The sequence below is a fragment of the Bradyrhizobium sp. Kon56 genome, assembly GCF_055807635.1.
This window is the reverse complement of record NZ_JBVVOU010000010.1, coordinates 154,717-180,281: the sequence shown is the minus strand read 5'-3', so window position 1 is coordinate 180,281 and position 25,565 is coordinate 154,717. Positions and strand designations below refer to the sequence as shown.

General features: G+C 63.3%; 25 protein-coding genes. 17 read left to right on the top strand and 8 right to left on the bottom strand.

Annotation, left to right across the window (positions count from 1 at the left end; genetic code table 11):
• Positions 1–31: 31 nt before the first annotated feature.
• Positions 32–1,252: a citrate/2-methylcitrate synthase gene (locus AC0L3B_RS18620; RefSeq protein ID WP_085358851.1), complete on the top strand. Its 1,221-nt coding sequence runs from the start codon at positions 32–34 to the stop codon at positions 1,250–1,252.
• Between the two features lie 48 nt (positions 1,253–1,300).
• Here AC0L3B_RS18620 and AC0L3B_RS18615 read toward each other — a convergent pair whose 3' ends face one another.
• The 3 genes from AC0L3B_RS18615 to AC0L3B_RS18605 form a co-directional block, all read right to left on the bottom strand.
• Positions 1,301–1,630, bottom strand: coding sequence for a type II toxin-antitoxin system PemK/MazF family toxin (locus AC0L3B_RS18615; RefSeq protein ID WP_026232424.1), 330 nt, complete (start codon positions 1,628–1,630; stop codon positions 1,301–1,303).
• Complete coding sequence (locus AC0L3B_RS18610) at positions 1,617–1,829, bottom strand: antitoxin MazE-like protein (RefSeq protein WP_143273843.1); 213 nt, start codon at positions 1,827–1,829, stop codon at positions 1,617–1,619. Before AC0L3B_RS18610 ends, AC0L3B_RS18615 begins: the two co-directional genes overlap by 14 nt.
• 105 nt (positions 1,830–1,934) lie before the next feature.
• Positions 1,935–2,594, bottom strand: a complete 660-nt coding sequence (locus AC0L3B_RS18605) for a DedA family protein (RefSeq protein WP_018452932.1) — start codon at positions 2,592–2,594, stop codon at positions 1,935–1,937.
• Between the two features lie 309 nt (positions 2,595–2,903).
• Between AC0L3B_RS18605 and cobS the strand changes: the two genes are divergently transcribed.
• From cobS to AC0L3B_RS18580, 5 genes are all read left to right on the top strand, one after another.
• Positions 2,904–3,902, top strand: coding sequence for a cobaltochelatase subunit CobS (gene cobS / locus AC0L3B_RS18600; RefSeq protein ID WP_018452933.1), 999 nt, complete (start codon positions 2,904–2,906; stop codon positions 3,900–3,902).
• A gap of 163 nt (positions 3,903–4,065) precedes the next feature.
• Positions 4,066–5,970 carry a cobaltochelatase subunit CobT gene (gene cobT, locus AC0L3B_RS18595; RefSeq protein WP_473380875.1) on the top strand — a complete coding sequence of 635 codons (1,905 nt, stop codon included), beginning with the start codon at positions 4,066–4,068 and terminating at the stop codon, positions 5,968–5,970.
• Positions 5,967–7,028 carry an esterase-like activity of phytase family protein gene (locus AC0L3B_RS18590; RefSeq protein ID WP_085351644.1) on the top strand — a complete coding sequence of 354 codons (1,062 nt, stop codon included), beginning with the start codon at positions 5,967–5,969 and terminating at the stop codon, positions 7,026–7,028. The genes cobT and AC0L3B_RS18590 overlap by 4 nt, the downstream gene beginning before the upstream one ends.
• A gap of 123 nt (positions 7,029–7,151) precedes the next feature.
• Complete coding sequence (locus AC0L3B_RS18585; RefSeq protein WP_368506893.1) at positions 7,152–8,264, top strand: NADH:flavin oxidoreductase/NADH oxidase; 1,113 nt, start codon at positions 7,152–7,154, stop codon at positions 8,262–8,264.
• 281 nt (positions 8,265–8,545) lie between these two features.
• Positions 8,546–8,956, top strand: a complete 411-nt coding sequence (locus AC0L3B_RS18580; RefSeq protein ID WP_026232425.1) for a hypothetical protein — start codon at positions 8,546–8,548, stop codon at positions 8,954–8,956.
• 243 nt (positions 8,957–9,199) lie between these two features.
• On the opposite strand, the gene AC0L3B_RS18575 is transcribed toward AC0L3B_RS18580, so the two are convergent.
• From AC0L3B_RS18575 to AC0L3B_RS18565, 3 genes are all read right to left on the bottom strand, one after another.
• Entirely contained in the window at positions 9,200–9,445 is a 246-nt protein-coding gene (locus AC0L3B_RS18575) for a PilZ domain-containing protein (RefSeq protein ID WP_027515169.1), read from the bottom strand.
• A gap of 351 nt (positions 9,446–9,796) precedes the next feature.
• Entirely contained in the window at positions 9,797–11,134 is a 1,338-nt protein-coding gene (locus tag AC0L3B_RS18570; RefSeq protein ID WP_473380874.1) for a DUF2235 domain-containing protein, read from the bottom strand.
• A 294-nt stretch (positions 11,135–11,428) separates the two neighbouring features.
• Complete coding sequence (locus tag AC0L3B_RS18565) at positions 11,429–11,560, bottom strand: hypothetical protein (RefSeq protein WP_007599247.1); 132 nt, start codon at positions 11,558–11,560, stop codon at positions 11,429–11,431.
• Between the two features lie 360 nt (positions 11,561–11,920).
• Between AC0L3B_RS18565 and AC0L3B_RS18560 the strand changes: the two genes are divergently transcribed.
• The 6 genes from AC0L3B_RS18560 (at position 11,921) to AC0L3B_RS18535 (ending at position 15,744) form a co-directional block, all read left to right on the top strand.
• Positions 11,921–12,187 (top strand): hypothetical protein, encoded by a 267-nt coding sequence (locus AC0L3B_RS18560; protein WP_377791081.1) that lies wholly within the window; start codon positions 11,921–11,923, stop codon positions 12,185–12,187.
• Positions 12,180–12,476 carry a hypothetical protein gene (locus tag AC0L3B_RS18555; protein WP_085351639.1) on the top strand — a complete coding sequence of 99 codons (297 nt, stop codon included), beginning with the start codon at positions 12,180–12,182 and terminating at the stop codon, positions 12,474–12,476. The genes AC0L3B_RS18560 and AC0L3B_RS18555 overlap by 8 nt, the downstream gene beginning before the upstream one ends.
• Before the next feature lie 197 nt (positions 12,477–12,673).
• Complete coding sequence (locus AC0L3B_RS18550; protein ID WP_007599254.1) at positions 12,674–12,952, top strand: DUF1488 family protein; 279 nt, start codon at positions 12,674–12,676, stop codon at positions 12,950–12,952.
• A 697-nt stretch (positions 12,953–13,649) separates the two neighbouring features.
• The gene (locus tag AC0L3B_RS18545; protein WP_473380873.1) at positions 13,650–14,270 is read left to right on the top strand and encodes a class I SAM-dependent methyltransferase; all 621 of its coding nucleotides are present in this window, start codon (positions 13,650–13,652) and stop codon (positions 14,268–14,270) included.
• A gap of 71 nt (positions 14,271–14,341) precedes the next feature.
• The gene (locus AC0L3B_RS18540; RefSeq protein ID WP_247820920.1) at positions 14,342–15,094 is read left to right on the top strand and encodes an SIR2 family NAD-dependent protein deacylase; all 753 of its coding nucleotides are present in this window, start codon (positions 14,342–14,344) and stop codon (positions 15,092–15,094) included.
• Positions 15,095–15,096: 2 nt separating this feature from the next.
• Entirely contained in the window at positions 15,097–15,744 is a 648-nt protein-coding gene (locus tag AC0L3B_RS18535; protein ID WP_247820921.1) for a non-canonical purine NTP pyrophosphatase, read from the top strand.
• Here the strand turns inward: AC0L3B_RS18535 and AC0L3B_RS18530 are convergent.
• Together AC0L3B_RS18530 and rpmB are read right to left on the bottom strand one after the other, a co-directional pair.
• Positions 15,739–17,412, bottom strand: a complete 1,674-nt coding sequence (locus tag AC0L3B_RS18530) for an HTH domain-containing protein (RefSeq protein WP_247820922.1) — start codon at positions 17,410–17,412, stop codon at positions 15,739–15,741. The two genes, AC0L3B_RS18535 and AC0L3B_RS18530, sit on opposite strands and share 6 nt — an antisense overlap.
• 270 nt (positions 17,413–17,682) lie before the next feature.
• Positions 17,683–17,994 (bottom strand): 50S ribosomal protein L28, encoded by a 312-nt coding sequence (rpmB, locus tag AC0L3B_RS18525; protein WP_007604603.1) that lies wholly within the window; start codon positions 17,992–17,994, stop codon positions 17,683–17,685.
• A 628-nt stretch (positions 17,995–18,622) separates the two neighbouring features.
• Here rpmB and AC0L3B_RS18520 point away from each other — a divergent pair.
• The 5 genes from AC0L3B_RS18520 to AC0L3B_RS18500 all read left to right on the top strand — a co-directional run bounded on the left by AC0L3B_RS18520 (position 18,623) and on the right by AC0L3B_RS18500 (position 25,473).
• A complete protein-coding gene (locus AC0L3B_RS18520; RefSeq protein ID WP_204512785.1) occupies positions 18,623–19,432 on the top strand; it encodes a DUF3108 domain-containing protein in 810 nt (269 codons plus the stop codon).
• A gap of 677 nt (positions 19,433–20,109) precedes the next feature.
• Positions 20,110–23,526 (top strand): helicase-related protein, encoded by a 3,417-nt coding sequence (locus AC0L3B_RS18515; protein ID WP_473380872.1) that lies wholly within the window; start codon positions 20,110–20,112, stop codon positions 23,524–23,526.
• Positions 23,527–23,548: 22 nt separating this feature from the next.
• Positions 23,549–23,818, top strand: coding sequence for an RNA-binding S4 domain-containing protein (locus AC0L3B_RS18510; protein WP_083926310.1), 270 nt, complete (start codon positions 23,549–23,551; stop codon positions 23,816–23,818).
• Positions 23,819–23,950: 132 nt separating this feature from the next.
• Positions 23,951–24,289, top strand: a complete 339-nt coding sequence (gene fdxA / locus AC0L3B_RS18505) for a ferredoxin FdxA (RefSeq protein ID WP_018452948.1) — start codon at positions 23,951–23,953, stop codon at positions 24,287–24,289.
• Between the two features lie 344 nt (positions 24,290–24,633).
• Positions 24,634–25,473 carry a CarD family transcriptional regulator gene (locus AC0L3B_RS18500; RefSeq protein ID WP_247360829.1) on the top strand — a complete coding sequence of 280 codons (840 nt, stop codon included), beginning with the start codon at positions 24,634–24,636 and terminating at the stop codon, positions 25,471–25,473.
• Positions 25,474–25,565 lie beyond the last annotated feature (92 nt).

Genomic DNA, 25,565 nt, shown 5'->3' with positions numbered 1-25,565 from the left:
AGATTGATCAATCTTGATTACATTAATCAATATGAAAAATTCGGAAGGTCTCTACCTCTCCGCCCGGGAAGCCGCCGCCGAGCTCGCGATCTCGCCGGCCACGCTCTACGCCTATGTCAGCCGCGGCCTGGTCCGCTCCGAGCCGACGCCCGACTCGCGCAAGAACCGCTATCGCGCCGAGGACGTCCGGGCGCTGAAGGAGCGTCGGGTGCCGTCGCCGGAGCCGCGCGGCCTGCGCAGCTTCGATGCCGATCTGCCGGTCATGGACACGGAGATCTCCACCATCACCGAGGAGGGCGCGATCTATCGCGGCGTCAATTGCGTCGATCTCGCGGAGAACGACACGCTGGAGCACACGGCGACGCTTCTGTGGGACGTCTCCGGCGTCGATCCCTTTGCGCCGGACAATTTTCCCGCGGTGTCCGATGAGATGCGCCTGATCGCGCAGGCCGCGCGGCGCGCCGCGCCGATCGATCGCGCCATTGCCGTGCTGGCGCTCGCATCGAGCGCCGATCCCCGCGCCTTCACCCGCGCGCATGATGGACGTGCGATGGTCGGTGCGCGCATCGTCCGGCTCCTGGTCGCGACCATGCTCAATACGGAGCCGTCCGCCGAGCCGCTGCACCAGCAGATCGCCAGTGCCTGGGCTCCCGACAACAAGCACGCGGCCGATCTCATACGCCGCGCGCTGGTTCTGCTCGCCGAGCATGAGTTGAACGCGTCCACCTTCACCGCGCGTTGCGCAGCCTCGACCGGTCTTAATCTTTATGATTCCGTCATCGCCGGCCTCGCCGCGCTGAAGGGACCGAAGCACGGCGGTGCCGGCGTGCTCGCCTCGCAGCTCGTCAAGGCGCTGGTCGATCGTGACGTCGAGCCAATGGTCCGCGAGCGTGTCGCGCTCGGCGAACGCTTTGCCGGCTTCGGTCACGGCGTCTACAAGCGGGGCGATCGGCGCGCGCAATCGCTGCTCAACGCGCTCTCTCGCGCAGGCGCACCGCGTAAATTCACCAAGGAGGTGCCCGAGCGGATCGCGGAGGCGACCGGCGAACTCGTCAATATCGACTACGCGCTTGCGGTGCTCGTGCACGCGCTGCGCCTGCCTGGCGGCAGCGAGCTCGCCCTGTTCGCGATGGCCCGCAGCGTCGGCTGGATCGCGCATGCGAGCGAGCAGTTGCAGTTCGGCAAGCTGATCAGGCCACGGGCGAGGTATGTGGGACCGGCGCCGGGGCGGAGGGGAGGCGCTGCTAGCTAGGATCGCTGCTGCGGTCGTCTTGGCGGAAGCCCGTGCTCGGGTACCTGATCAATCCGCAAGCCCTAACACGAACGCCAAAGCAATCCCGATCCGCGCCATATCCTGGCTGCCGAGGCGCCCGATCTTCTGTCCGATCCGTTCGCGTCTCACGGTGATCGGCTTGTCGGCCATCGCCTGCGATCTCAGTCGTAATCCATTTTCGCGGGTTGGCTCGATAGTCACCCGAAAATCCGGGGCGTGCGCCAGTTCGGAAGTCAACTGGCAGATCACGACGGAGGCATGAGTTTCAGGGAAAGCGTCGCTCTGCACGATGACCGCCGGGCGGGGTTTGCCATAGTCGCCCGTTGCAGCGACGGTCACGACGTCACCGCGTTGCATCTGCATCAAACTCGGAGACCGACTCGATCCACTGCAGCGCGTTGCGCTCGCGATCGGGGTCGAGGCTGGCAACTTGCTTCGCCACCCGTCGTCGAACTGACCGCGAGCGAGCATCAGCTACGACCAGGCGCAGTTCGCGCAAGCCCCGCAGCCGCCTCCGCTGGCGCATCATTTTCATTCTTTCAGCGGGTGCAGTCATTGGAAACGATTCCACGTAACGCGTTACAATGTAACGCGTTACGGCTTAGAGGCAAGGGCCGCCACGTTGCGAAGTCCCCAAACCGCAGTGCGCCGCTCGACGCTATCACCCTCGCGGCTTCGCCACCGCCACGCCGCCGCCGTTCCGGCGGCGATAGATCCAAACCGCCAAGCCTACGACGATTGCCACGCCGACCACGGTCAAAATCCACATATGCTTATACGGATGCCCATGGTGCGGCAGCCCGGCATATTCGTGCAGGGCCGACACCGCCAAAACGCCCGGCAGCACATGCGCCGGCGCCCAGACCAGGATCGCCGGGATGTTGATGGCGTAGAAGCGGGCCGGGGGCATGCCGAGCGCGCCCGCCGTGACCGGGACGAAGGCACGGATCGGCGGCACGAAGCGGGCGAAGAACACCGCCCAGGTGCCGAAGCGGTGGAAGAAATTCTCGCTCTGTTCGACCACACGCGGATAATTGGTCAGCGGCCAGGTGTTGAGGATCTCCCGTTGTTGCCGGTGTCCGATCCAGTAGGCCGAACCATCGCCGAGCACTGCGCCGAGCGCCGCCGCCAGCAACACCCATTGCAGCTTGAGCTCGCCGCCCGGGACCAGGGCGCTCAGCGCCAGGATGATCGTCGAGCCGGGGATGACCGACCCCACCACCGGAACCGCCTCGAGCAGGGCCGCCAGAAACAGGGTCAGATAGGCCAGCCACGCATGGGCCGAGACGAATGAAATGAGGGGATCGAGAAAGGACGTCACATCGTCTCTGCGGTGGGATTGGGCCTTGGGGTTCGGACCCTATATTCAGACCCTACATAAGTAATGAGCGGCGGTAAAAGTGCCACCCGCGTCGGCAGGACGGTGCCTTCGGCACGAAATTCAGGCGTGATTCGCAGGGCAGCCTTCCAAAAATCGCGTTCCTTGCCTATCTAAATGAAAAGACAACGGAACTTTGATCGGGGGGCGGGCTTCTGCCCGCCCGTTGTCTCTGATAGGTTCGCAACAGCACCCAGCCGCAGCCAACGTGCAATAACTGGTCTCGGGATCGCCCGGGACCTCGGAGGATTGATGACGACCGCCGCGATGTCCAAAGTTGAGGAAGTTTCCGGTTTGCCCGACATGAAGGTGTCGGTGCGCCAGGTGTTCGGGATCGACAGCGATCTCGAAGTCCCCGCCTATTCCGAAGTCGATCCTCACGTCCCCGAAGTCGATTCCGATTACCGCTTCGACCGCGCCACCACGCTCGCCATTCTCGCCGGCTTCGCCCACAACCGCCGCGTCATGGTCACGGGCTATCACGGCACCGGCAAATCCACCCATATCGAGCAGGTCGCTGCGCGACTGAACTGGCCCTGCGTGCGCGTCAACCTCGACAGCCACATCAGCCGTATCGACCTCGTCGGCAAGGACTCGATCGTAGTCCGCGACGGCAAGCAGGTCACCGAATTCCGCGACGGCATCCTGCCCTGGGCGCTCCAGCATAACGTCGCGCTGGTCTTCGACGAATACGACGCCGGCCGCCCGGACGTGATGTTCGTGATCCAGCGCGTGCTGGAAGTCTCCGGCCGGCTGACGCTGCTCGACCAGAACAAGGTGATCAAGCCGCATCCGGCATTTCGCATGTTCTCGACCGCCAACACCGTCGGCCTCGGCGACACCTCGGGCCTCTATCACGGCACCCAGCAGATCAACCAGGGCCAGATGGACCGCTGGTCGATCGTCACCACGCTGAACTATCTCAGCCATGACGAGGAAGTGGAGATCGTGCTGGCCAAGGCCAAGCACTATCGCACCACGGAGGGCCGCGACATCGTCAACAAGATGGTTCGCCTCGCCGACCTCACCCGCAACGCCTTCGCGAATGGCGATCTGTCGACGGTGATGAGCCCGCGCACGGTGATCACCTGGGCGGAGAACGCCGACATCTTCAGCGACATCGGCTTTGCGTTCCGGGTCACCTTCCTCAACAAATGCGACGAGCTCGAACGTCCCCTCGTCGCCGAGTTCTACCAGCGCTGCTTCAACGCGGAGCTGCCGGAATCGTCGGTGAACGTGGCGCTCAGCTGATCGCTCTCGGTGTGTCGTCCCGGCCGAGTGCGCAATTGCGCACGGGGGCCGGGACCCATACCGCGAGGTCCCTCTGTGAAGCGACGCTGCTAATTTCTCCTGACGCAATGATTGCCGGCGGTTATGGGTCCCGGCCTTCGCGGGGACGACGGGTAAGGGCGAGATGAGCACCACCTCCAACTCCAAATTCCGCAACACCAAGGAAGCCCCGACCGAGCCGTTCAAGCGCTCGGTGGCCTCCTGCCTGAAGGCGATCGCCAAGGAGCCCGAGCTCGACGTCAGCTTCGCCGCCGAGCGTCCCGGGCTCGCGCCGGGCAAGGCGCGGCTGCCCGAGCCCGCGCGAAAGATGACCAGGCGTGATGCCGCCATCGTGCGCGGCCACGCCGATTCCATCGCGCTCAAGCTCGCCTGTCACGATCCGAAGGTGCATCGCAAGCTGATGCCGGGCAATCCGCAGGCGCGCGGCGTGTTCGAGGCGGTGGAGCAGGCCCGTGTCGAGGCGATCGGCGCGCGGCGCATGGCGGGCGTTGCGAAAAACCTCACCGCGATGCTCGACGACCATTTCCATCGCGGCAAGTTCGACGAGATCACCGATCGCGCCGACGCGCCGCTCGCCGACGCGCTGGCGATGCTGGTGCGCGAGCGCCTGACCGGCATGGCGCCGCCGACGGCCGCCAAGAAGATGGTCGATCTCTGGCGCCCTATTCTCGAAGACAAGATCGGCAGGCGGCTCGACCGGCTCGATACCGTGGTCGAGGACCAGACCAGGTTCGGCGATGCCGTGCATGATCTGCTGACGGCGCTCGAGATCGGCGACGAGCGCAGCGCCGACAGCGAAGACAATGACGAGAACGACGAGAACCAGGACGGCGACAACGATCAGTCCGGCGCCGAGGGCTCGCCCGATTCCGACGCCGCGCAAGAGATGAGCGCCGATCAGGCCCAGGCGTCGAGCGAGGAGATGAGCGAGAGCGCGATGGAAAGCGCGCAGGCCTCGACCTCCGACACCTTCGACGACGGCGAGCTCGGCGACGACGAGACGCCGGGCGAGGCGACGCGACCGAATTCGCACGGCAAGAACGAGCCGCGTGGGCCGGAATACCACGCCTTCGCGCCGAAGTTCGACGAGGTCATCGCCGCCGAAGACCTCTGCGACCATGACGAGCTGGAGCGGCTGCGCGCCTATCTCGACAAGCAGCTCGCGCATCTGCAGGGCATCGTGGCCCGTCTCGCCAACCGGCTGCAGAGGCGCTTGATGGCGCAGCAGAACCGCGCCTGGGAGTTCGATCTCGAAGAGGGCATTCTGGACCCCGCGCGGCTGTCGCGCGTGGTGACCGATCCCTATCACCCGCTGTCCTTCATGCACGAGAAGGAGGCGACGTTCCGCGACACCGTGGTGACGCTGCTGCTCGACAATTCCGGCTCGATGCGCGGGCGGCCGATCACGGTCGCGGCGACCTGCGCCGACATCCTCGCCCGCACGCTGGAGCGTTGCGGCGTCAAGGTCGAGATTCTCGGCTTCACCACGCGCGCCTGGAAGGGCGGGCAATCGCGCGAGGCGTGGCTTGCCGCCGGCAAGCCGGCCAGCCCCGGCCGCCTCAACGATCTCCGCCACATCATCTACAAGTCGGCGGACGCCCCCTGGCGTCGTGCGCGGAAAAACCTCGGCCTGATGATGCGCGAAGGGCTGTTGAAGGAGAACATCGACGGCGAGGCGCTCGACTGGGCGCATAAGCGCCTGCTCGGCCGGCCCGAACAGCGCAAGATCCTGATGATGATCTCGGACGGCGCGCCGGTCGACGATTCCACGCTGTCGGTCAATCCCGGCAACTATCTCGAGCGGCACCTGCGCCACATCATCGAGGAGATCGAGACCCGCTCGCCGGTCGAGCTGATCGCGATCGGCATCGGCCATGACGTGACGCGCTATTATCGCCGCGCGGTGACGATCGTGGACGCCGAAGAGCTCGGCGGCGCCATCACCGAAAAACTCGCCGAACTGTTCAGCGAGACCAACACCGCGCCCACGCAGCCGGCCAACCGCCCGCGACGCAAATTGCATTCGTGAGCAACCATCGATCCCGCCGCAGCTTCATCGGCCACGCGGCGGCGGGATTTTCCACTCTCGTACTGTCTCGCCTGGCGCAGGCACAGCCCGCGCCGAAGCCGGCGCTGATCGAGCACGCCGTCGCCGCGCCCGTTGGCATCGAGGTCAACGCGCGGCCGATCCCCAATTTCGAGCCGCGCGACCGCGCGCGCACGCGGTTCGGTTCGCTGGACTATCGCGGCGGCCTGGTGCTGACCTCGCCGCATCGCGGCTTCGGCGGCCTGTCCGGCTTCCGCTTCCTCGACAGCAAAGGCGAGCGCTTCCTCGCGATCTCCGACCAGGGCACCTGGTTCACCGGTCGCATCCGTTATTCCGGGCGGAGCATGACGGGTCTCGACGACGTCGAGGCCGCGCCGGTGCTCAATGCGGAGGGGCGGCCGATCACGGAGAAGCGGCTGTGGTACGACACCGAGTCGCTCGCGCGTGACGGCGACCTCGTCTATGTAGGGCTCGAGCGCGTCAACCAGATCATGCGGTTCGATTTTGCGAAGGGCGGCACACGCGCGCGCGGCGAGGTGCTGCCGACCCCGCCGGCGGTGCGCAAGCTGCCCTACAACAAGGGGCTCGAGGCGCTGGTGTTCGTTCCAAAGGGGCAGCCGCTCGCGGGCACCTTGATCGCGCTGTCGGAGGGCGGCTTCGATGCCGACGGCAATCTGATCGGATTTTTGCTCGGCGGCCCCACACCGGGCCAATTCAGCATTCGCCGCACCGACCAGCAGCTCATCAGCGACGCCGTGCTGCTGCCCTCGGGCGATCTCCTGATCCTCGAACGCAAATTCTCCTGGTTCACCGGCATCGATATCCGCATCCGCGCGATCCCCCTGAAATCGATCGCGCCGGGCGCATTGGTCGACGGCCCCGTGCTGTTCAAGGCCGATCTCGGCCACGAGATCGACAACATGGAAGGCATCGACGCCCACGTCACGGCCGACGGCGAGACCGTGCTGACGCTGGTGTCCGACGACAATTTCTCGATGCTCCAGCGCACGCTGCTGCTGCAGTTCGCGCTGGTGGAGTAGGGCGGCGCGGCCGCAATGCATCCCCCGCGAGCCGCCATGCCCCCCGCGCGGCTGGCAATCGGCGCATCGCCCACTACACTCTCTCCATCTCCCTGCCCTCCATCCTTTTCGGAACTCCCCCGCATGAGCGCCCTGTTTTCCCCGATCAAGCTGCGCGGCCTGACTTTGAAGAACCGCGTCGTGGTGTCGCCGATGTGCCAATATTCGGCGGAGGACGGCGTTCCCACCGACTGGCACTTCACCCACATCAACAATCTCAGCCTGTCGGGCGCGGCGATGTTCTGCATCGAGGCGACCCATGTCGAGGCGATCGGCCGCATCACGCCGGGCTGCCTCGGGCTCTACAGCGATGCCGCCGAGGCCGCGCTGAAGCAGATCCTCACCTCGGTGCGGAAACATTCCTCGACCGCGGTCGCAATGCAGCTCGCGCATGCGGGCCGCAAAGCCAGCAGCGCGCGGCCGTGGGACGGCGGCCAGCTGATTCCGCAGGATGCGGGCGGCTGGCAGACCGTGGCGCCGTCGGCGCTGCCGCACAAGGAGGGCGAGGCCGCGCCGCTGGCGCTCGATGCCGCGGGCCTCAAGCGCATCCGCGAGGCCTTCGTCGATGCCGCCAAGCGCGCCGATCGCATCGGCATCGACGCGATCGAGCTGCACGGCGCGCACGGCTATCTCCTGCATCAATTCCTGTCGCCGATCTCGAACAGGCGCACCGACGAATATGGCGGCTCGCTCGAGAACCGCATGCGCTTCCCGCTGGAGGTCTACGACGCGGTCCGCGCCGTATTCCCGCACGACAAGCCGGTCGGCATGCGGGTGTCGTCGACCGACTGGGTCGAGGGCGGCTGGGACCTGGCGCAGACCATCGCATTCGCAAACGCGCTGAAGGCGCGCGGCGTCGACTGGATCGATGCCTCCTCCGGCGGCGTCTCGCCGCTGCAGAAGATCGCGCTCGGCCCCGGCTATCAGGTGCAGTTTGCCGAGGCCATCAAGCGCGAGACGGGTTTGCCTACCATCGCCGTCGGCCTGATCACCGAGCCGAAGCAGGCCGAAGAGATCGTCGCATCCGGCAAGGCCGACATGGTCGCGCTCGCCCGCGGCTTGCTCTACGACCCGCGCTGGGCCTGGCACGCCGCAGCCGAGCTCGGCGGCGAGGTCGAAGCCCCGCCGCAATACTGGCGCTCGCAGCCCTCGACCCAGAAGGCGCTGTTCGGCAAGACGACGTTCGGGGCGCGGTGAGGGGGCGAGTGTGGCGCGAGGACCGCGCCGCAAACTCGTCATTGCGAGGAGCCCTTGCGACGAAGCAATCCAGGCTGTGTCCGCGGAAAGAGCCTGGATTGCTTCGCTGCGCTCGCCATGAGGATGGGGAGGCAGCCATGCGACACACGCCAAGGTCGTTGCTCCGCGTACCTTTTGGTCCCGTGCCGTTCCGCCTCACGCATCCGTAAACCCTCTCAGCTTCCACCCCACCCAAATCTGGCCTAACCTCGCGTGCGTCCAACGCCTCGCGGAGGCCCGCCATGCGATTTCGTGTTCGAAAAGCTGCCCACGTCATCGAGCGCGTGGGCCTTGCGATGGCGGGCGCGGCGTGCGGGCTGTTTGTCGGCGCTTATGTGGGATCGGCGATCCCCGCGCTCACCACCGAGGGCTTCCTGCTGCTGATGATGGTGCTGGGCTTCGTCGGCTTCTATCTCGGCATCGACACGCCGCAATTGCCGTTCGACGAGGCCCACGGCGACATCGACGCCGCGGAACTGTTGAGCGCCGCCGGCACGCTCTGCGCCACGCTCACCGCGCTCGCCTCCGTCGCCATCATCGTGCTCCGCCTCGATCCGCATATCGCCTGGAGCTGGTTCGCCTTGTTCGGCTGGATCGCCGGCGTCGCGATGCAGATCGTCGCGGGCGCAAAGGCGCGGATGCGGAAGCCGTGAATTTGTTGTGTTGGGAGAGATCGCGCCGCAAGTACACTGCGTTCCCTCCCCCTTGTGGGGGAGGGCTAGGGAGAGGGGTAGCCGCACGGCATGCTCTGTCGAATGAAGCGACACTCTGTTGCCATCGCTTCGCACGTAACTAACACCTTTTGCTGGGCCACCCCTCTCCCCAACCCTCCCCCACAAGGCGGGAGGGAGCCGAGCGGAGTGTGGAGCGCGGCCTTGTTCAGCAGCTGGAAGGAGTCAAAACACCACGCCCACCTTCGAGCCGCGCTTCCACGCCACGCGGCAGCGTTTTTTCGTGTTCACATGCAGCAGCTCGAAGCGATCGGGAATCTTCACCTGGCCGCCGAGATCGACGCAGGCGCCGCCCGGCGAATAGTCGATCAGCGTGCAGGGGATCACCGGCGCGCGCGGGTCGGTGATGATCTTGGCCTGGCGGGACACGAGGCCCGCGGGTTTGACGCGGGCGTGTCGTCGCGGATGCATTGGCACTCTCCTCCAATTTCCGCGGATGGCGCGGGTGGTCGGGAGATGATGCCAAGGAGTTGATTCGGTCCGGCTAAGGCGGGCTGGAGAATTTTAATGAAAAGTGTCGGCGAATGGAGAAAGCGGCGGTAGCGGGGTGGTCTGCTTTCCCCTCTCCCCTTGTGGGAGAGGGTGGATCGCCACGAAGTGGCGAGACGGGTGAGGGGTCTCGCACGGCATACGAAGCTTTCGCGTTCGCGGCGACAACGCCTCATCCGGCGCCATAGCCGATGCGAAGCATCGGCGTTTTCAAGAACGGCGGCCGAAGACCGCCTATGCCACCTTCTCCCACAGGGGGAGAAGGGAAGGCCCTCACCCCACCACGATCTCCCCCGACTCCGCCGCCATCCCCACACCCGGCGGCACCGGCATCGGCACCGTCACATACTCCTTCGGCAGATTCACCGGCCGATAGCCCGGCTCCACCGCCATCCGCTTCACCACGCTCTCATGCACATGCGCGCCTTCGGGGATGAGGCGCGGTTCGCAATCGGGGATGTAGAGCCCGAGAAACACCTTTCGCGCCGGCCATTCCTTGTAGGTCGCGCTCTTCGGCAGATATTCCAGCACGCGCCAGGGCACCGTCATCGAATCATGCAGCTCGCCCGTCTTGCCGGTGTAAGCCGGCGGCACGTATTGGAACGGCGAGTTCTTGCGCTGGATGCCCCAGGCGAGCTGGTTCACCGTGCGCGGGTTGAAGTTCAGCCCCGCCTTGGTCGCCTCCTCGATCATCCAGAGCAGCGGATACTTGGACTCGCCGCTCTCGACTTCCGGATAGCCGCCACCGACGTCGCAATGCACGCCGGCGAACCACACCTGCAAAATGTCCTGCGGCTCCTTCTTGTCGTCGGGCACGAAGCGGTTGCGCCAGTAATCCTGCGGCTCCTCATACGCCTTGAGGCGGAACATGCAGCGCCGCTCGTCGATCGCGATCGCCTGCCGGAAGATGTTGACGCTGGGATTGCGCAGCGTGAAGGCGAGCTCCTCGAAGCTCGGCAAATAGCCCCGGTCGGCGCGCGGCACGATCACGCTCGCCACCGTGTCCCAGACGCCGATGAAGTGGATGGTCGGCCAGCGCGACGAGGTGATGCGTGCGAACTGCGCGGCGAGATCGAACTTGTTTTTCGGCAGCGGCCCGCTGTCGTCAAAACCCTCATCGATGAGGTCGCTGACATCGTTGCCGCGCCCGGTGCCGGAATATTGCTTGTAGGCGACGAGGCCAGAGCCTGCGAGGTTGGCCTGCTCCGGCGAGATCAGGCCAATCTTGTGGATCAGCCCCGCCAGCACCCGCACCGTATAGGCACCGCGCGAAAAACCGAACAAATAGATCCTGTCGCCCGGCGCGTAATGCTCGACCAGGAAGCAATAGGCCGACAGCGTGTTGTCATCGAGCCCGTAGCCGGTGGCGAGCCCCAGCACCAGATTGATGTTGGCTTTCCAGCGGTGCCACGTCGAGGGCTCCGTCACCGTGCCGACCCCGGGATCGTAGAACACCAGCTGCCGCGGCCGCGTCTTGGCGGTCTTGCGCAGGCAGCGATAGAGCTTCAGGACGTTGGAGATGTTCTCCGAGATCTCGTTGCCGGTGCCGTCACAGCAGATGACGAGGTTCTTCGGCTCGGATGTGTGCTCGGCGTTGCGCTCGTGATCCACAGGATGCCCCTCCCGCTGATGCTACCCGGGCGAGTATAGCGGAAAACGGCGGGGAGAGGGAGATGACGCTTCTTCCCCTCTCCCCTTGTGGGAGAGGGTGGATCGCCGCGAAGCGGCGAGACGGGTGAGGGGTCTCTCTCCGCGTGCGAATCTCTCGCGTCAGAACTCCCGGAGACAGACCCCTCATTCGGCGCCATAGCGATGCGAAGCATCGGCGTTTTCAAGAACGGCGGCCGAAGGCCGCCTATGCCACCTTCTCCCACAAGGGGAGAAGGGAAAACAGCGCCCGCACCTCTACTTCTTCTTCTGGCCGATCTCCGGCTGCCACGCCGCGTCCTTGCGGCTCGGCGCTGCGGCGCTGGTCTTGATCTTGTCTTTCTTCGGCTTCTTGGTCTCGCGGTTGCTGCGTTGCTGTCCCTTGGCCATGACGTCGTCTCCTCCTGGGTTTCGAGTTCGTCCGCGTGCGAGATCGGCGCTGCAATGGTCGCTGGGCGGGGCTGTGAGATGCACCCGCCCGAACCAATGAAGATCGCCGCCGCGCACACGAGGCGCGAAAGATGCAGCGCAACATCGACGCGCGGCAATTGCGTGAGCTGCGCTGACGTGGTCGAGCGTACGCCCGCGTCCTGCCGATTGCGAGGACTAAAACGCCGCGTGCGAGCGCCGCGCTTGCCGCTTAAGTCCCGGCCCACGCTGACATAATGCTGGCTATTGCCGGGTAACAAGCGCATGGTCGTGACCAGCTGGTGTCGGTTGGGGCCCCTTCTTTGCGAAAGGCAGGCGCGCATGACCATCCGCTCGCGGCGAGAAACCATCACCTTCAAGCATCCATTCCACATCCGCGGCCTCGAGCGCCAGTTGCCGGCCGGCGCCTATGAGGTCGTCACCGACGAGGAGATGATCGAGGGCCTGTCGTTCGCGTCCTATCGTCGCGTCGCCACCATGATCACGGTGCCTTCCGAAGGCGTGCGCGGTGCGACGGAGATGCTGTCGATCGGCTCGGTTGACCTGGCGGATGCCCAACGTATCGACGCGAGTGCCGCCAATGACTGAAATTCCGGTCGATCTCGACAGCCACCGCGGCATGGCCGCCCAGAAGGCAACCGATCTGCGCCGCGCGCTGGCCGATGTCGAGGCCCAAGTCAGGGAGCTGCGCGAGCGCGAGGCCGAGCTCGAAAACCGCATGATGTCGGTGCCCGCCACCTCCTGGCCGGAGGCCGCCGTGAAGGCCCGCCATCTGCTCAACCTCTATGCTGCGAGCCTGCCCAGCGAGGACACCCGCCACCGCGCGCTGGTGGCCGCGCTGTTCGACGATTTCGCAAGGCTCAACGGCGACGGCTGATCGGCGAGGCAACGCGCGCGACCACCGGCGTCGTCCCGGCCGAGTGCGCAATTGCGCACGGAGCCGGGACCCATAACCACCGAAGTCAGTTGTTGTGCACCCTCGTGCCACAGCCTGCTTCGGCAACGCCGACCGGCGCCGCCCCCAGTGCGCAATTGCGCAAGTCCGGCACGACGCGGACGCAAAAGGAGTACCCCATGACGCTCACCACTAGCCGCTTCATCGCCCACGACCAGGACCGCGGCATCGTCCAGTTCTCGATGCAGGACGGCAGTAAGGAGATCGCCTGCGCGATCTCGACCTCCGCCATGGACGACCTCGAGCGTGGCCCGCGCGCCAGGCCGAGCGAGCGCGAAGAGCAGTTCACGCGCCTGCGCGAACGCATCGAAGCCTGCACCGGACGCAAATATCAGGCGACGGAGTTCGAAGGCACGCCGCCGGGGATCGTGCTGCGGAGCATTGATTTTCGGGGGTAGGGACGCCTACTTCGGCGGCTCCTGGGGCTTGTTCTGGAATTGGATGTTACACTTCTTTGCGATCGAGGCCTGTTCGACCGCGATCAATTGTCCCTTCATTTGCGCAAGTTCGGCCGCAGCTTGTTTGTCGCCTCCGACCAGAAACGCTGCGGGCCAGAACACAACGACGGCAACGCCCGTCGCGACCTGATCCTTGGTGCGCTGGCTGTCTTGCAGCCGGAGAGGGTCGCAGCTCTAGCGGATACCGACTGCGCCTCAAGCGCGAGCTGCTGGCAATTGTACTGCTGATACTGCACCGGCGAGACGTAAGCCGCCGATATGTCAGATGAAGACGACGCACAGCCAGCAAGTGCGGCCGCAAGGACCGCCAGGCCCAAATTACGCATTAGAAGAATCCCCCCGGAAAGTTGCACAGAAGCGCAACCACTGCGGGAGATCAATAGAACCTTGGCTTAGCTAGTAGCACTACGGGGTGGCAGTCGTTTTCGGCGGCAAGTGATGGGCCGACAATTCTGAATAATTAGATCGACGCCACGTCGCCCAGTCTCGATGCAGGACGGACCCAAGGAGCTCGCCTGCGCGATCTCGACCTCCGCCGTGCACAGGGCACGGGTTTTTTCTCTATCAACCGCTGATTGCGTTGGTCCGCTAGTATCCTTAAGCTATCTGCTGCGATTAAAATTCATATTGCAGGCAAATGACAAGAGACAGCGGCGGTTACGATGAAGGCTATTCGTCGAGTGATTGTTTTTGGGGGAGGTCCCCCGGCTCTTTGGTAAAATCGTTTCTCGAAGAGCATCCGGACGTACGTGGAATTCGCGTGCTCGACTTAGGTTGCGGGGAAGGGAAGAACGCCGCCGCATTTGCTCAATGCGGCGCAAGCGTAACAGCAGTTGATTGCTCCGCGAAGGCTATAGAAAATGGTCAGCGCTCGTTTCCAGACCCGCGAATTGAATGGCTCGTCTTAGATGGAAGAGCTTATCTGACTAGAGATGAATTATTCGATGTGATTGTGCTCTATGGCTTAGCGCACTGCCTTAGTTCGTCTGAAGAGATATCCTCACTGATCCAAACGGCGCTACTGAGGACACGGCTTGGCGGGTATCACTTCCTTGTTTCATTCAATGATGGGCCCCATGATTTATCCGCCCATCCGAACTTTTCGCCAACTCTACTGGCTCATTCGTTTTATGTTGAGCAATACGAAGGCCACACGGTCTTGGCTGAGTCTGACTCGATCATTCACGAGACGCATCCCCATAACAACATCCCGCATTTTCACAGTCTTACTCGCTTAGTAGTGAAGAAGGTCCGATGACCTGCCCCCCCGATCTTCGAAGATTGTACCGCGATAGGCGCGTCGTCCCGTTCGTCGGCGCAGGAGCGTCAATGTCAGTTACCTGGGACGGAGGAACCAAGAGGGGGCCCTCCTGGGAAGCGATGGTGGACCAAGCAGCGAAGCTGATTGGCTGTAATGACGAAAATTTGCTACGGATGCGGGGAAGTGACCTCCAAATCTTGGAGTACTTCAAGATTTTGAACCGCGAGCTCGCACCGCTAACGAATTGGCTTTCGCTACAATTCGCCGAAGCGACGGATGCAGACATTCTTGCCTCGCCGGTGCATTCAGAGTTGGTTCAACTGGATCGTTGCAGCCTCTACTATACAACAAATTATGACGATTTTATCGAACGAGCTCTAAAGAAGAGCGGACGAAATACACACATCGTATCCGGCGAACACACAATTGCGCATGATAGGTCCGTGATCGAAGTCGTCAAATTTCACGGCGACTTCAATAGTCCTCAACAGATGGTGGTCTCCGAATCGCAATACATGGAGCGGATGCGATTGGAGAGTCCAATGGACTTCAAGTTGCGGGGCGACATACTTGGTAGAGCCGTTCTGTTTATCGGATACAGCTTCCGCGATCCGAATGTGAATTACTTATTTCACATCGTGAATCGCTTATTTTCCGATCTGCCAAACTCTTCGAGTGGGAGAAGAGCATACATAGTTCTGCCAGAGCCGTCGGAATTCGAGCGGCGCCTCTTCAATGAGCGCAACATCGATGTCATACCCGTTGGGGCGGAAGATATATCAAAGAACGTCGCTGAAGTGCTTCATGAGATGAGAATCTAGTGATGAGCTCCTCTCCCATACAAATCGCGTATTGCTCCTGGAGTGATTACAAGAAGGAGGAATGGGCACTAGCGAAGGACACGATCGAGCTTGAGTATACCGGCAAGAAGCTGGGTGAGCTCTTCGATATCCGCTTTAGGAAGATCGCAACAACGGAGCCGCTATTATGCGATCTCGAGTCTATGGTTAAGTTCAAAGTTGAATCTGCGTATCGACAGATTCAGATCCCCTGCATTGTTGAGCATGCAGGGCTCGTTCTGGAAGGCTTCGGGGATAAGTCGTTTCCGGGTGGACTTACTCAGCCGATGTGGGACTCTCTTGCTCCCGAGCAGTTTGTGGCGGCTTGTTCGACGCTCACCACTAGAGCGATCGCGCGAGCTGTGGTTGGCTATTGTGACGGTTTGAACGTCCACACCTTTGTTGGCGAGACCCAAGGCGCTTTGAGTAATTCTCCAAGAGGAATTAGAGAGTTCTACTGGGACACCATTTTTTGTCCTGACGGCTTCGGCGGCCGGACCTATGCGGAGATCGTGAAGAACGATCATTCAGGTCTCGGGGAAAAGCTCCTCGTATCGCAATCAATTAAGGCCCTCAAGGCATTCATGACGTATCGCTTGGCCGCTGAACCGTCTTTATTTCCAGCGCTATGAACGCATTTGCGGCAATAGCTCGTCTAGCGTTCGCCGAAAGGCTTCCATCCCAAAAGAGTTGTAGATGTAGGCGTTTGCTCGGCGGCCTAGGCTTGAGATCTCCCCCTCTACTGGGGCGTCGTATACCTTAAGAAAATCGCGATAGCTGAATTTCAGCGTTCCTGCCTCTCTGGCGCGATACATGTCGAACGCGAGATCCGGTGGGGTCTGTACAAAGAGTAGTCCGATCCCGCCAGCGCACTTTCTTTCTAAGTGCTCGAAGGTGTCGAGATTTCGAATTCCATCGACAATCGTACGATTGCCACCTTCGTGCGCGATTTGGCTCGCGATGGCGTCAGCCAACTTCTTAGTGCCGCCTTCCGCACTGATGAATTCGTATGCTCGAGTTTGAAATTCCTCTCGTCCAATCTCCGCAATTGGAGGTGATTCCATTAGCGTGCGAACCAACTCCCCAGTCTTGATCAAAGAGCATTGTAAGCGTTGGCTGAGGTAATTGGCGGTCTCCGACTTCCCCGATCCAATTCGGCCCGCGACAACTAAGATGCGGTCGGTCGCAAAGCGAGAGTTATTTACGATTTCGAGTCTTGCTCGCGTGAAGAGAGTGGACGGATAAAAGCGTCGCAAACATAGCTGCGACCAATACTCGAAATCGGTTATGTCGACCTTGTCCTTTGAAAGATCGATCCATCCCAGGCCTTTGATCGATGAATCGCCCTTCTGCAGCTTCTTGGCTGTGTTCCAATCGGGAAGCCATGCACGGTAAACAATGGCAACGTGCCGCCTTCCGACCTCCGAAGAGTCGTCATTCAGAACTCCCAAACACTCTAGTGGGACGCTTTGAAAGAGATCGATAGTAGGTTTATCCGTAAGACTTGCCTCAGCCGAGACCTTGCGTTTTCGTCTGGTTCGATCTGGCAAAAAAAGTTCTTCCGCGAGCTCTCTGCGTCCACAAGCTGACAAACCAAAGTCGGCTCGCGAAAGCATGTCGAGATCAGCGGCGCTAACGTGGCCACCGAAGCCAATGCACTTCGATCCTCTTAGAAATTCGGCTGCTCGGCTGAGATAGGATCGCTTGAAGAACAGCAGGCGCTGACCACATTGAACCAAGACGTACGTTATGAATTGCTTCGCGTCGTTGTTGACCTCAGCCTCAGCTCGCCCGAGGTAGGTGGTAGTTTTTTCGCTAAGAAGCTGCCCCAGTATGGAGGATGTATCGGTGTCTATACCTTGAAAGGTCAGGACATCGCGATATGCAGATTCTGGAACGCACAGAACTTCTTCGTGCGGCGTATTTAGTACACGGCGCTCGGCTACGTATTCAGACGGAACTTCGCCGGGCGCAATGTCCGGCTCACTTAATGGTGCTCCTAGGGAAGCGCGAAGGATAAAGCGCCCGCGACCAGTTCGAACAAATCGTGAGTCAGACTTTCTGTGTAAGATGTCCATGCTAAGCCGAGCCTGCATGGATTTCTGAGGTGTGCGACCCATTGTGTGGTCGCCAAAGAGTCCTTGCTCGACTCCTCGATCAACAATCTCACCAGCGCTAAGTGGGACACGAGACTTGCTCAACACAATCTCCGCGACACGAAGAAAGGTTTGTCGTTCACCTTCGACGCGCTCGTCGGTCTGATTCTGCACGGCAACCGTTTGTTTTTGGTAACTATGCATTAGGATGATGTGCTTCCGCTCGGCGAGTGCTCACTCAAAAGCTACCTCGATCTAAGCCGCGCGCGAAGGACGATGCGGCTGTCGTTGAGAGGCTCCCAAAAAGTCGTGTCAATTGATGATCTTAGCGTAACCTACTCCAAGCGATGCGGCGACATAGACATTTCAACCGCAAAAACAAAAACGGCCGGATCTTCCGATCCGGCCGTCACGCAAACTCTTCCGGCTTAGCCTACGCCTCGCGACGCAAGCCTCCGCCCATTCCGATAACTCTTAGCTCGCCTTCTTCGCCGGCGCGGGGGTCGGGCCGACCTTCTTCTGGATGGCGCGCTTCAGCTCGAGGGCGCGCGGCGACAGCACGGCGGCCTTGGCCTTGAGCAGGAAGGGATCGAGGCCGCCATTGTGGTCGACGCTCTTGATCGCGTTGGTGGAGACGCGCAGGCGCACGTTGCGGCCCAGCGCTTCGCTGATGAAGGTCACGTTGACCAGGTTCGGCAGGAAGCGGCGCTTGGTCTTGATGTTGGAGTGGCTGACCGTGTGGCCGACCTGGGGGCCCTTGGCCGTCAATTCGCAGCGGCGAGACATGGCAAAATCCTCAATCTTTCCCAACGATGTGCGGCCGCCATTCGGGGCGCCACGGGCAAATCTCTGTCCTTGCAGGGAGCGGGCGGACGTATAGGGGGGAAGCGGCGGGACGTCAAGGTTTTGGGGCGGGTTTCGTGCTCCAAGCTAGCTGTCATCGCCCGGCTCGCCGCCTTCGCTGAAGCTTCGGCGGGCCGAGCACCCGTGTGGGCCTCGGCGTAGCCTTGGCGGAGCCGGGACCGGGCGATCCAGTATTCCAGAGGCGGTACGGCTGACCAGAGGGGCCGCGGCGTACTGGATGCCCCGGTCAAGCCGGGGCATGACAGCGGTGGAGGTGGCGGGGTGAGGTGCGCTTTACAGCCCCACCCCGATCACCAAAACGGCAATGATTATCGCGCCTTACCATCACATAAAGGGCGTATTCGCGCCCGAAAAGTCCAGTGGAGTTCCGGCCGCCGACAGGCCCGGACGCATTGCTTGGCGCGCTATTTGGCTTAAGTAACAACCGTTCGCGCCCCGATTGGATTGTTTCGTGCTCACAACGCCTCATCTTGCGCCCTGCCTGCGCTCAGCGGAGCGGCGCGCAAGGAATCCGCGCGTAAGCCATCCGCGCCCTGCCGGCCGCTGGGTCATGGCGGCCCTTGGCGGGCTGGTGTTGGCGTGGGCGGCGGAGCCCGCGGCGGCGCAGGGCAAGCTCGAGGCGCAATACGAGGCGACGCTGGCGGGCATTCCCGTCGGCAAGGGCGCCTGGAATATCGACATCCAGGACGATGTGTTCGCGGCCGCGGCCTCCGGCGGCACCTCGGGGCTTTTGAAATCGTTCGCGGGCGGGTCGGGCACCGGCGCCTCGCAGGGCCGCGTCGTCAACGGCGCGCTGGTCGCGACCGGCTACCAGGCCTCCACCACCACCTCGAAGAAGACCGAAGAGATCCGCATCACGCTCGACAAGGGCAATGTGAAGGATTTTGCCATCGTGCCGGAGCCGCCGGTCGATCCCGACCGCATCGTCGTCACCGATGCGCATCGCCGCGGCGTCTGGGACCCGATGACGGCCTCGCTGGTGCGTGTATCCGGCAGCGGCGAGGTGCTGTCGGCGGACGCCTGCCACGGCAGCGCCGCCGTGTTCGACGGCCGCATGCGCTACGAGCTCAAGCTCGATTTCAAGCGCATGGAAAACGTCAAGGCGGAGAAGGGCTACCACGGCCAGGTCGTGGTCTGCTCGCTGTATTTCGTGCCCATCGCCGGCTACATCCCCGACCGTCCGGTGATCAAATATCTCGCCGCCCAGCGCAACATCGAGGTCGCGTTCGCGCCGATCGCCGGAACGCGCATCCTGGTCCCGTTCTGGCTGAAAGTGCCGACCCCGCTCGGGCCGGCCATGCTGGAAGCGACCTCCTTCATCACCAGCGCCCAGCCGCCCAAGGTCGCGAAGACGCAGTAGGGCTGGGTGCCGTAGCCCCGCTGCCGTAGCCCGGATGGAGCGCAGCGTAATCCGGGGTTCTTTGCTTCGGCCCCCGCATTGCGCTCCGCTCCATGCGGGCTACGGACCTCCCTTTTGGTGAAAATAAACATCAATGATTTCAACAACATCCCTACTGTGCATGGGGTTGTTTTCGCACTTTTGTTTGGAGGGGGGTCGGGATGCGGGAATCCATTTGACTCCTCCCCGATTCTGATTCGACTCCGCGCCGTCCCCAGCTTTAACGATTCCGCCATCGAAACGTCGCTTGTGCGGCGGGCCAAAACTCCATCTAGTGCGAACCCATAAGCCTCCCGCGACATCTTGCGTGAACGGAACAGGACTCAAGAGGGAGTCAGCGATTCGGCCGCGATTCGTTCTCAACTCGTTCCGAAGCTTAAAGCCAACGGGAAAAGCGTCGCAAAGTGAGACAGTTGCGCGGGATCTGGGAAGGGGCGCCGCATTCTCCGCCGTCATGCCCCGGCTTGACCGGGGCATCCAGTGCGCCGCGCCCTCTCGGTTTGATCTGCGCCGCCTCTGGAATACTGGATCGTCCGGTCGAGCCGGGCGAGGACAGCAGCGTGTGAGGCGAGCCCTTCGCGCCACCGCCCCAAAACAGCACTGACATTCGCCCCAATCGCCATTACCTAATCCCCCAGATGCCTTTTTCCTCCTCCCCCTTCGCTTCCGAGCGGCTTCCCGGCGCCGGCGTCACTGCGGTGCTTGGTCCCACCAACACCGGCAAGACCCATCTCGCCATCGAGCGGATGCTCGCGCATCCCTCGGGCATGATCGGGCTGCCGCTGCGCCTGCTCGCGCGCGAGGTCTACAATAAGATCGCAGCAAGGGTCGGCCCCGACGCCGTCGCGCTCGTGACCGGCGAGGAGAAGATCAAGCCGAAAGCGCCGCGCTACTGGGTCTCGACCGTCGAGGCGATGCCGCGGGATCTCGACGTCTCGTTCCTCGCCGTCGACGAGGTGCAGATCGCGTCTGATCTGGAACGCGGCCACGTCTTCACCGATCGCATCCTCAACCGCCGCGGCCGCGACGAGACGCTGCTCTTGGGCGCTGCGACCATGCGTCCGATCATCGAGCGGCTGCTGCCGGGCGTCTCCATGATCACGCGGCCGCGTTTGTCGCAGCTGGAATTCGCCGGCGACCGCAAGATCACGCGGCAGCCGCGCCGCACCGCCATCGTCGCCTTCTCGGCCGACGAGGTCTACGCCATCGCCGAGCTGATCCGCCGCCAGCATGGCGGCGCCGCCGTGGTGCTGGGTTCGCTGTCGCCGCGCACCCGCAACGCGCAGGTCGCGATGTTCCAGAACGGCGAGGTCGATTACCTCGTCGCCACCGACGCCGTCGGCATGGGCCTCAATCTCGACGTCGACCACGTCGCCTTTGCCTCCGACCGCAAGTACGACGGCTACCAGTTCCGCCGCCTGACGCCGTCCGAATTCGCCCAGATCGCCGGCCGCGCCGGCCGCGCCACCCGCAACGGCACCTTCGGCACCACCGGTCGCTGCGCGCCGTTCGAGCCCGAGCTCGTCAATGCGCTGCAGAACCACACCTTCGATCCCGTGAAGGTTTTGCAATGGCGCAATTCGAAGCTGGATTTTGCGTCCCTCGGCGCGCTCCAGGTCTCGCTGAACCTGGCCCCCGGCCACGAGGCGCTGACGCGCGCGCCGATTGCCGAGGACATGCGCGTGCTCGACCACGCCGCCCGCGACGCCGAGGTGCGCGATGTCGCGCATGGCAAGGATGCGGTGGAACGGCTGTGGGAGGCCTGCCAGGTCCCGGATTATCGAAAGCTGTCGCCGGCCGCCCATGCCGAGCTGGTGACGACGCTGTACGGCTTCCTGATGCGGAAGGGATGCATCCCCGACGCCTGGTTCAGGACCCAGATCGACCAGGCCGACCGCGTCGACGGCGATATCGACACGCTGTCGGCCCGGATCGCACAGATTCGCACCTGGACCTTCGTCGCCAACCGCCCTGACTGGCTGAAAGACCCCGAACGCTGGCAGGGGATCGCCCGCGAGGTCGAAAATAAATTATCGGATGCGCTCCATGAACGCTTGACTGAGCGTTTCGTTGATCGCCGGACCAGTGTATTGATGCGCCGCCTGCGGGAGAACACGAGCTTGAATACGGAAATCGGCAAGACCGGCGAAGTCATCGTCGAAGGCCATGTCATCGGCCGCCTCGATGGCTTCACCTTTGCACCGGATGCGGCGGAAGCCGGCTCCGATGCGAAAGCGTTGCAGGCTGCAGCGCAGGCCGTGCTCGCCGGCGAGATCAACGCGCGCGCCGAAAAACTGGGCAATGCGCCGGACGAGCAGTTCGTGCTGACCTCGGAAGGCATCATCCGCTGGACCGGCGACGCCGTGGCGCGGCTGTCTGCCGCAGAGGAAGCGCTGCATCCGCGCATCCGCATCATCTCCGACGAACGCCTCACGGGCGCCCCCCGCGACAAGGTGCAGGCGCGGCTTGAGCTCTGGCTCAAGACGCATATCGAAAAGCTGCTCGGGCCGCTGTTCGAGCTCAGCAAGGCCGAGGACGTCACCGGCATCGCCCGCGGCATCGCCTATCAGCTCGTCGAGGCGCTCGGCGTGCTGGAGCGCCCGAAGATCGCCAACGAGCTGAAGGATCTCGACCAGCCCTCGCGCGCGACCTTGCGCAAATACGGCGTCCGCTTCGGCGCCTATCACCTCTATTTCCCCGGCCTGCTCAAGCCGGCCGGGCGTGCGCTGGCCGCGCTGCTCTGGGCGCTGAAGCAGGACAATGTCGATCCCTCCGCGCTGTCGGGCGCGCAGCATCTGGCGAGCTCGGGCCGCACCTCGTTCCCGGTCGACAAGCAGCTGCCGCGCGATGCCTATCGCGTGCTCGGCTACAAGCAGGCCGGCGAGCGCGCCGTGCGCGTCGATATCCTCGAGCGCCTGGCCGATCTGATCCGTCCGGCGCTGGCCTGGCGCGAGAACGCGTCTGGCGAAAAGCCCGCCGGGGCATTCGACGGCCGCAGCTTTGTGGTGACGCAGGCGATGACCTCGCTCACCGGCTCCGCCGGCGAAGACTTTGCCTCCGTGCTGCGTGCGCTCGGCTATCGCATGGACAAGCGCCCGCCGCTGCCGGCGAAGCCCGCCGCGGCTGTTGTCGAGACGCCTATTGCTGAGACGCCTGTTGCTGAAGCCTCCAGCGAAGAGACGCCCGCAACCGAAACGCCGGTCGAGGACGCCGCAACCCCTGCGGATGCCGCGATCGAAGCCGCTGCCGAGCCTGTGACCGTCGAAGACGCGCCCGGGATGGAGCAGCACGACGAGCCCGCGCATGACGAGCCGGCGCTCGAAGCTTCCGTCACGCCGGAAGACGCTCCCGGCATCGCGCCACCTGCGGAAGAGCCTGTTGCCCCCGCTGAAGCTGTCGAAACCGCACCTGCCGAAACCGCGCCTGCAGAGACCGCTGCAACTGAAGCCGCTGCGTCGGCCGATGCGGCAGCGCCCGTGGAAGCCGCGGCGACGCCCGCCGAGCCCGAGCTCATCGAGGTCTGGCGTCCCGCGGGCCGTCACGATGATCGCAAGCCGCGCCACGAGCGCCATCGCAACCAGCGTCATCACCAGCCGCGTCCACAGGCGGCCGCTGAAGCCGGCGCTGCGCCTGCCGAAGGCGAAGCCCAGCCTGCCGCCGACGGCGAGAAGCGCGGTGAGCGCCATCGCCATGGCGGCGGTCATCGTCGAGATGGTGGCAGGGACTTCCGCAAGCCGCGAGAAGGTGGCGCCGAAGCTGCGCCGCGTCCCGAGGGCCGCGACGACAAGAACCGCCGCTTCGAGGGCAAGAATGGCGGCAGCAAGGACCGCGACAACAAGGACCGCAACAAGGGCAAGTTCGGCGGCGATCGCGACAAGGGCCGCGATAACCGTGGCCGTGACCGCGACAAGGGCCGCGACCGCCAGGGCGGACCGTCGCTGCGCCCCTACGCATCGAGCGCCACCCCGCGCGAGCGCGATCGTCCGGTCGATCCGAACTCGCCGTTCGCGAAGCTCGCTGCGCTGAAGGAGCAGCTGTCCGGGCGTAAGGAGTGAGCCCACGACCGAGCGGCAGCGCATCGACAAATGGCTGTGGCACGCGCGGGTGGTGAAGGCGCGCACCTCCGCGGCCGCGCTTGTCGAGTCCGGCCATGTTCGCGTCAACGGTGCACGCGAGAAATCGCCAGGGCATGCGATCAAGATCGGCGACGTGCTCACCATCGCGCTCGATCGCACCGTGCGCGTCTTGAAAGTCATCGCCTTCAACGAGCGCCGCGGCGACGCCGCCTCGGCCCGTGTGCTCTACGAAGAGCTCGGTGAAGGCCCGCCAAGTTCTCAGCGCAATTAATTGCGCTTTGAATTCATTTCTTGGTCGATCAAGCGCATAAAGCCGTCATGATCGGCCGTTCCTGAGCTTGCGGCGCCGGGCCATCCGCGCTACGCAAGCCGCGACTTTTAAAAGAGCTTTTCGGAGCGTTGGATGACTTACGTCGTCACTGAAGCGTGCATCAAGTGCAAGTACACCGACTGCGTCGAGGTTTGCCCGGTCGACTGTTTCTATGAGGGCGAGAACATGCTCGTCATCCATCCTGACGAGTGCATCGACTGCGGCGTGTGCGAGCCGGAATGCCCCGCCGATGCCATCAAGCCGGACACGGAACCGGGCCTGGAAAAGTGGCTCACGGTCAACGCCGACTACGCCAAGAGCTGGCCGAACATCACCCAGAAGAAAGAATCACCCGACGACGCCAAGGATTTCGACGGCATGGAGGGCAAGTTCGACAAGTATTTCTCGCCGAACCCCGGCTCCGGCGACTAATTCGGGTCAAACTTAACCCTATTAGCGGCCTTACCGCCGAAAACTAGGCCTTAACACCCCTAAATCATTGATTTTTGCGGGAAATGTGCTATATTGGGCACATTGAGCCGAACCCTGGTTAGCCCCGTCGGCCCCGTTGGGTTCCCGTGAAACCAAATGTCGAACAGGGGCGTGGCAGTTTCCGCGCGCAGGCTGTGTCACAGAAAACGCGTAAAAAGAGTACTTCAGCGAAGGCTTCCCATAAGGACGCCAAGAAAGTCGCCGCGGCCAGCCGTAGCGCATCCAAGGGTCGGACCGCGACGAAGGCGCCGGCTGCAAAGTCCTCGAAGAACAAAAGAAGCGCAATGCCTAACAAGACTGCCAAGCCGGCCGCGAAAGCGACCGTTGCCAAGCCTGTTGCCGCCAAGCCTGCCGCCAAGCCCGCTGTTGCCAAGGCTCCCGCTGCCAAGGCTCCCGCTGCCAAGCCCGCCGCAAAGGCTCCTGTTGCTGCTGCTCCTGCCAAGGCCCCTGTTGCTGCCGCCAAGCCGGCCGTGAAGCCCGCGGCTGTTGCGCCGAAGGTCGAGGAAAAGAAGGTTGTGACCCAGCGTCAGGGCTTCAAGGCCAACGAATTCGTCGTCTATCCCGCTCACGGCGTCGGCCAGATTCTGGCCATCGAGGAGCAGGAGATCGCCGGCGCGAAGCTCGAGCTGTTCGTCATCAACTTCATCAAGGACAAGATGACGCTGCGCGTGCCGACCGCCAAGGTCGCCAATGTCGGCATGCGCAAGCTCTCCGACCCCGCGCTGGTGAAGCGTGCGCTCGAGACCCTCAAGGGCCGTGCCCGCGTCAAGCGCACCATGTGGTCGCGCCGCGCCCAGGAATACGAAGCGAAGATCAATTCGGGCGACATCGTCGCGATCGCGGAAGTCGTGCGCGACCTCTATCGCTCCGAGTCGCAGCCCGAGCAGTCCTACAGCGAACGCCAGCTCTATGAAGCAGCGCTCGACCGTCTCTCCCGCGAGATCGCGGTGGTGCAGCACTCGACCGAGACCGAAGCGGTCAAGGAGATCGAGGCCCAGCTCGCCAAGAGCCCGCGCCGCACTGGCGCCAAGTCCGAAGCCGCCGAAGGCGAGGCCGATGCGGACGCCGAGGGCGATAGCGACGAGACCGAGGGCGGCGCCACGGTCGCCGACGAGGCCGCGTAAGCGTCTCGCGCGTCGAACGCAACAGATCAAAGCCCGGCCTTACGGCCGGGCTTTTTGTTTTGGAGACGCTGACCGCCCCGGTTCGGGGACGT

What these genes read in the sequence shown, in the direction of transcription:
- AC0L3B_RS18615 (WP_026232424.1), bottom strand. Translation starts at nt 1,630, where the DNA reads ATGCAACGCGGTGACGTCGTGACCGTCGCTGCAACGGGCGACTATGGC.
- rpmB (WP_007604603.1), bottom strand. Translation starts at nt 17,994, where the DNA reads ATGTCTCGCCGCTGCGAATTGACGGCCAAGGGCCCCCAGGTCGGCCAC.
- AC0L3B_RS18580 (WP_026232425.1), top strand. Translation starts at nt 8,546, where the DNA reads ATGCGATTTCGTGTTCGAAAAGCTGCCCACGTCATCGAGCGCGTGGGC.
- cobT (WP_473380875.1), top strand. Translation starts at nt 4,066, where the DNA reads ATGAGCACCACCTCCAACTCCAAATTCCGCAACACCAAGGAAGCCCCG.
- AC0L3B_RS18560 (WP_377791081.1), top strand. Translation starts at nt 11,921, where the DNA reads ATGACCATCCGCTCGCGGCGAGAAACCATCACCTTCAAGCATCCATTC.
- AC0L3B_RS18530 (WP_247820922.1), bottom strand. Translation starts at nt 17,412, where the DNA reads ATGCATAGTTACCAAAAACAAACGGTTGCCGTGCAGAATCAGACCGAC.
- fdxA (WP_018452948.1), top strand. Translation starts at nt 23,951, where the DNA reads ATGACTTACGTCGTCACTGAAGCGTGCATCAAGTGCAAGTACACCGAC.
- AC0L3B_RS18550 (WP_007599254.1), top strand. Translation starts at nt 12,674, where the DNA reads ATGACGCTCACCACTAGCCGCTTCATCGCCCACGACCAGGACCGCGGC.
- AC0L3B_RS18520 (WP_204512785.1), top strand. Translation starts at nt 18,623, where the DNA reads ATGGCGGCCCTTGGCGGGCTGGTGTTGGCGTGGGCGGCGGAGCCCGCG.
- AC0L3B_RS18610 (WP_143273843.1), bottom strand. Translation starts at nt 1,829, where the DNA reads ATGACTGCACCCGCTGAAAGAATGAAAATGATGCGCCAGCGGAGGCGG.
- AC0L3B_RS18545 (WP_473380873.1), top strand. Translation starts at nt 13,650, where the DNA reads ATGACAAGAGACAGCGGCGGTTACGATGAAGGCTATTCGTCGAGTGAT.
- AC0L3B_RS18515 (WP_473380872.1), top strand. Translation starts at nt 20,110, where the DNA reads ATGCCTTTTTCCTCCTCCCCCTTCGCTTCCGAGCGGCTTCCCGGCGCC.
- AC0L3B_RS18620 (WP_085358851.1), top strand. Translation starts at nt 32, where the DNA reads ATGAAAAATTCGGAAGGTCTCTACCTCTCCGCCCGGGAAGCCGCCGCC.
- cobS (WP_018452933.1), top strand. Translation starts at nt 2,904, where the DNA reads ATGACGACCGCCGCGATGTCCAAAGTTGAGGAAGTTTCCGGTTTGCCC.
- AC0L3B_RS18500 (WP_247360829.1), top strand. Translation starts at nt 24,634, where the DNA reads ATGCCTAACAAGACTGCCAAGCCGGCCGCGAAAGCGACCGTTGCCAAG.
- AC0L3B_RS18540 (WP_247820920.1), top strand. Translation starts at nt 14,342, where the DNA reads ATGTCAGTTACCTGGGACGGAGGAACCAAGAGGGGGCCCTCCTGGGAA.
- AC0L3B_RS18555 (WP_085351639.1), top strand. Translation starts at nt 12,180, where the DNA reads ATGACTGAAATTCCGGTCGATCTCGACAGCCACCGCGGCATGGCCGCC.
- AC0L3B_RS18535 (WP_247820921.1), top strand. Translation starts at nt 15,097, where the DNA reads ATGAGCTCCTCTCCCATACAAATCGCGTATTGCTCCTGGAGTGATTAC.
- AC0L3B_RS18575 (WP_027515169.1), bottom strand. Translation starts at nt 9,445, where the DNA reads ATGCATCCGCGACGACACGCCCGCGTCAAACCCGCGGGCCTCGTGTCC.
- AC0L3B_RS18565 (WP_007599247.1), bottom strand. Translation starts at nt 11,560, where the DNA reads ATGGCCAAGGGACAGCAACGCAGCAACCGCGAGACCAAGAAGCCGAAG.
- AC0L3B_RS18585 (WP_368506893.1), top strand. Translation starts at nt 7,152, where the DNA reads ATGAGCGCCCTGTTTTCCCCGATCAAGCTGCGCGGCCTGACTTTGAAG.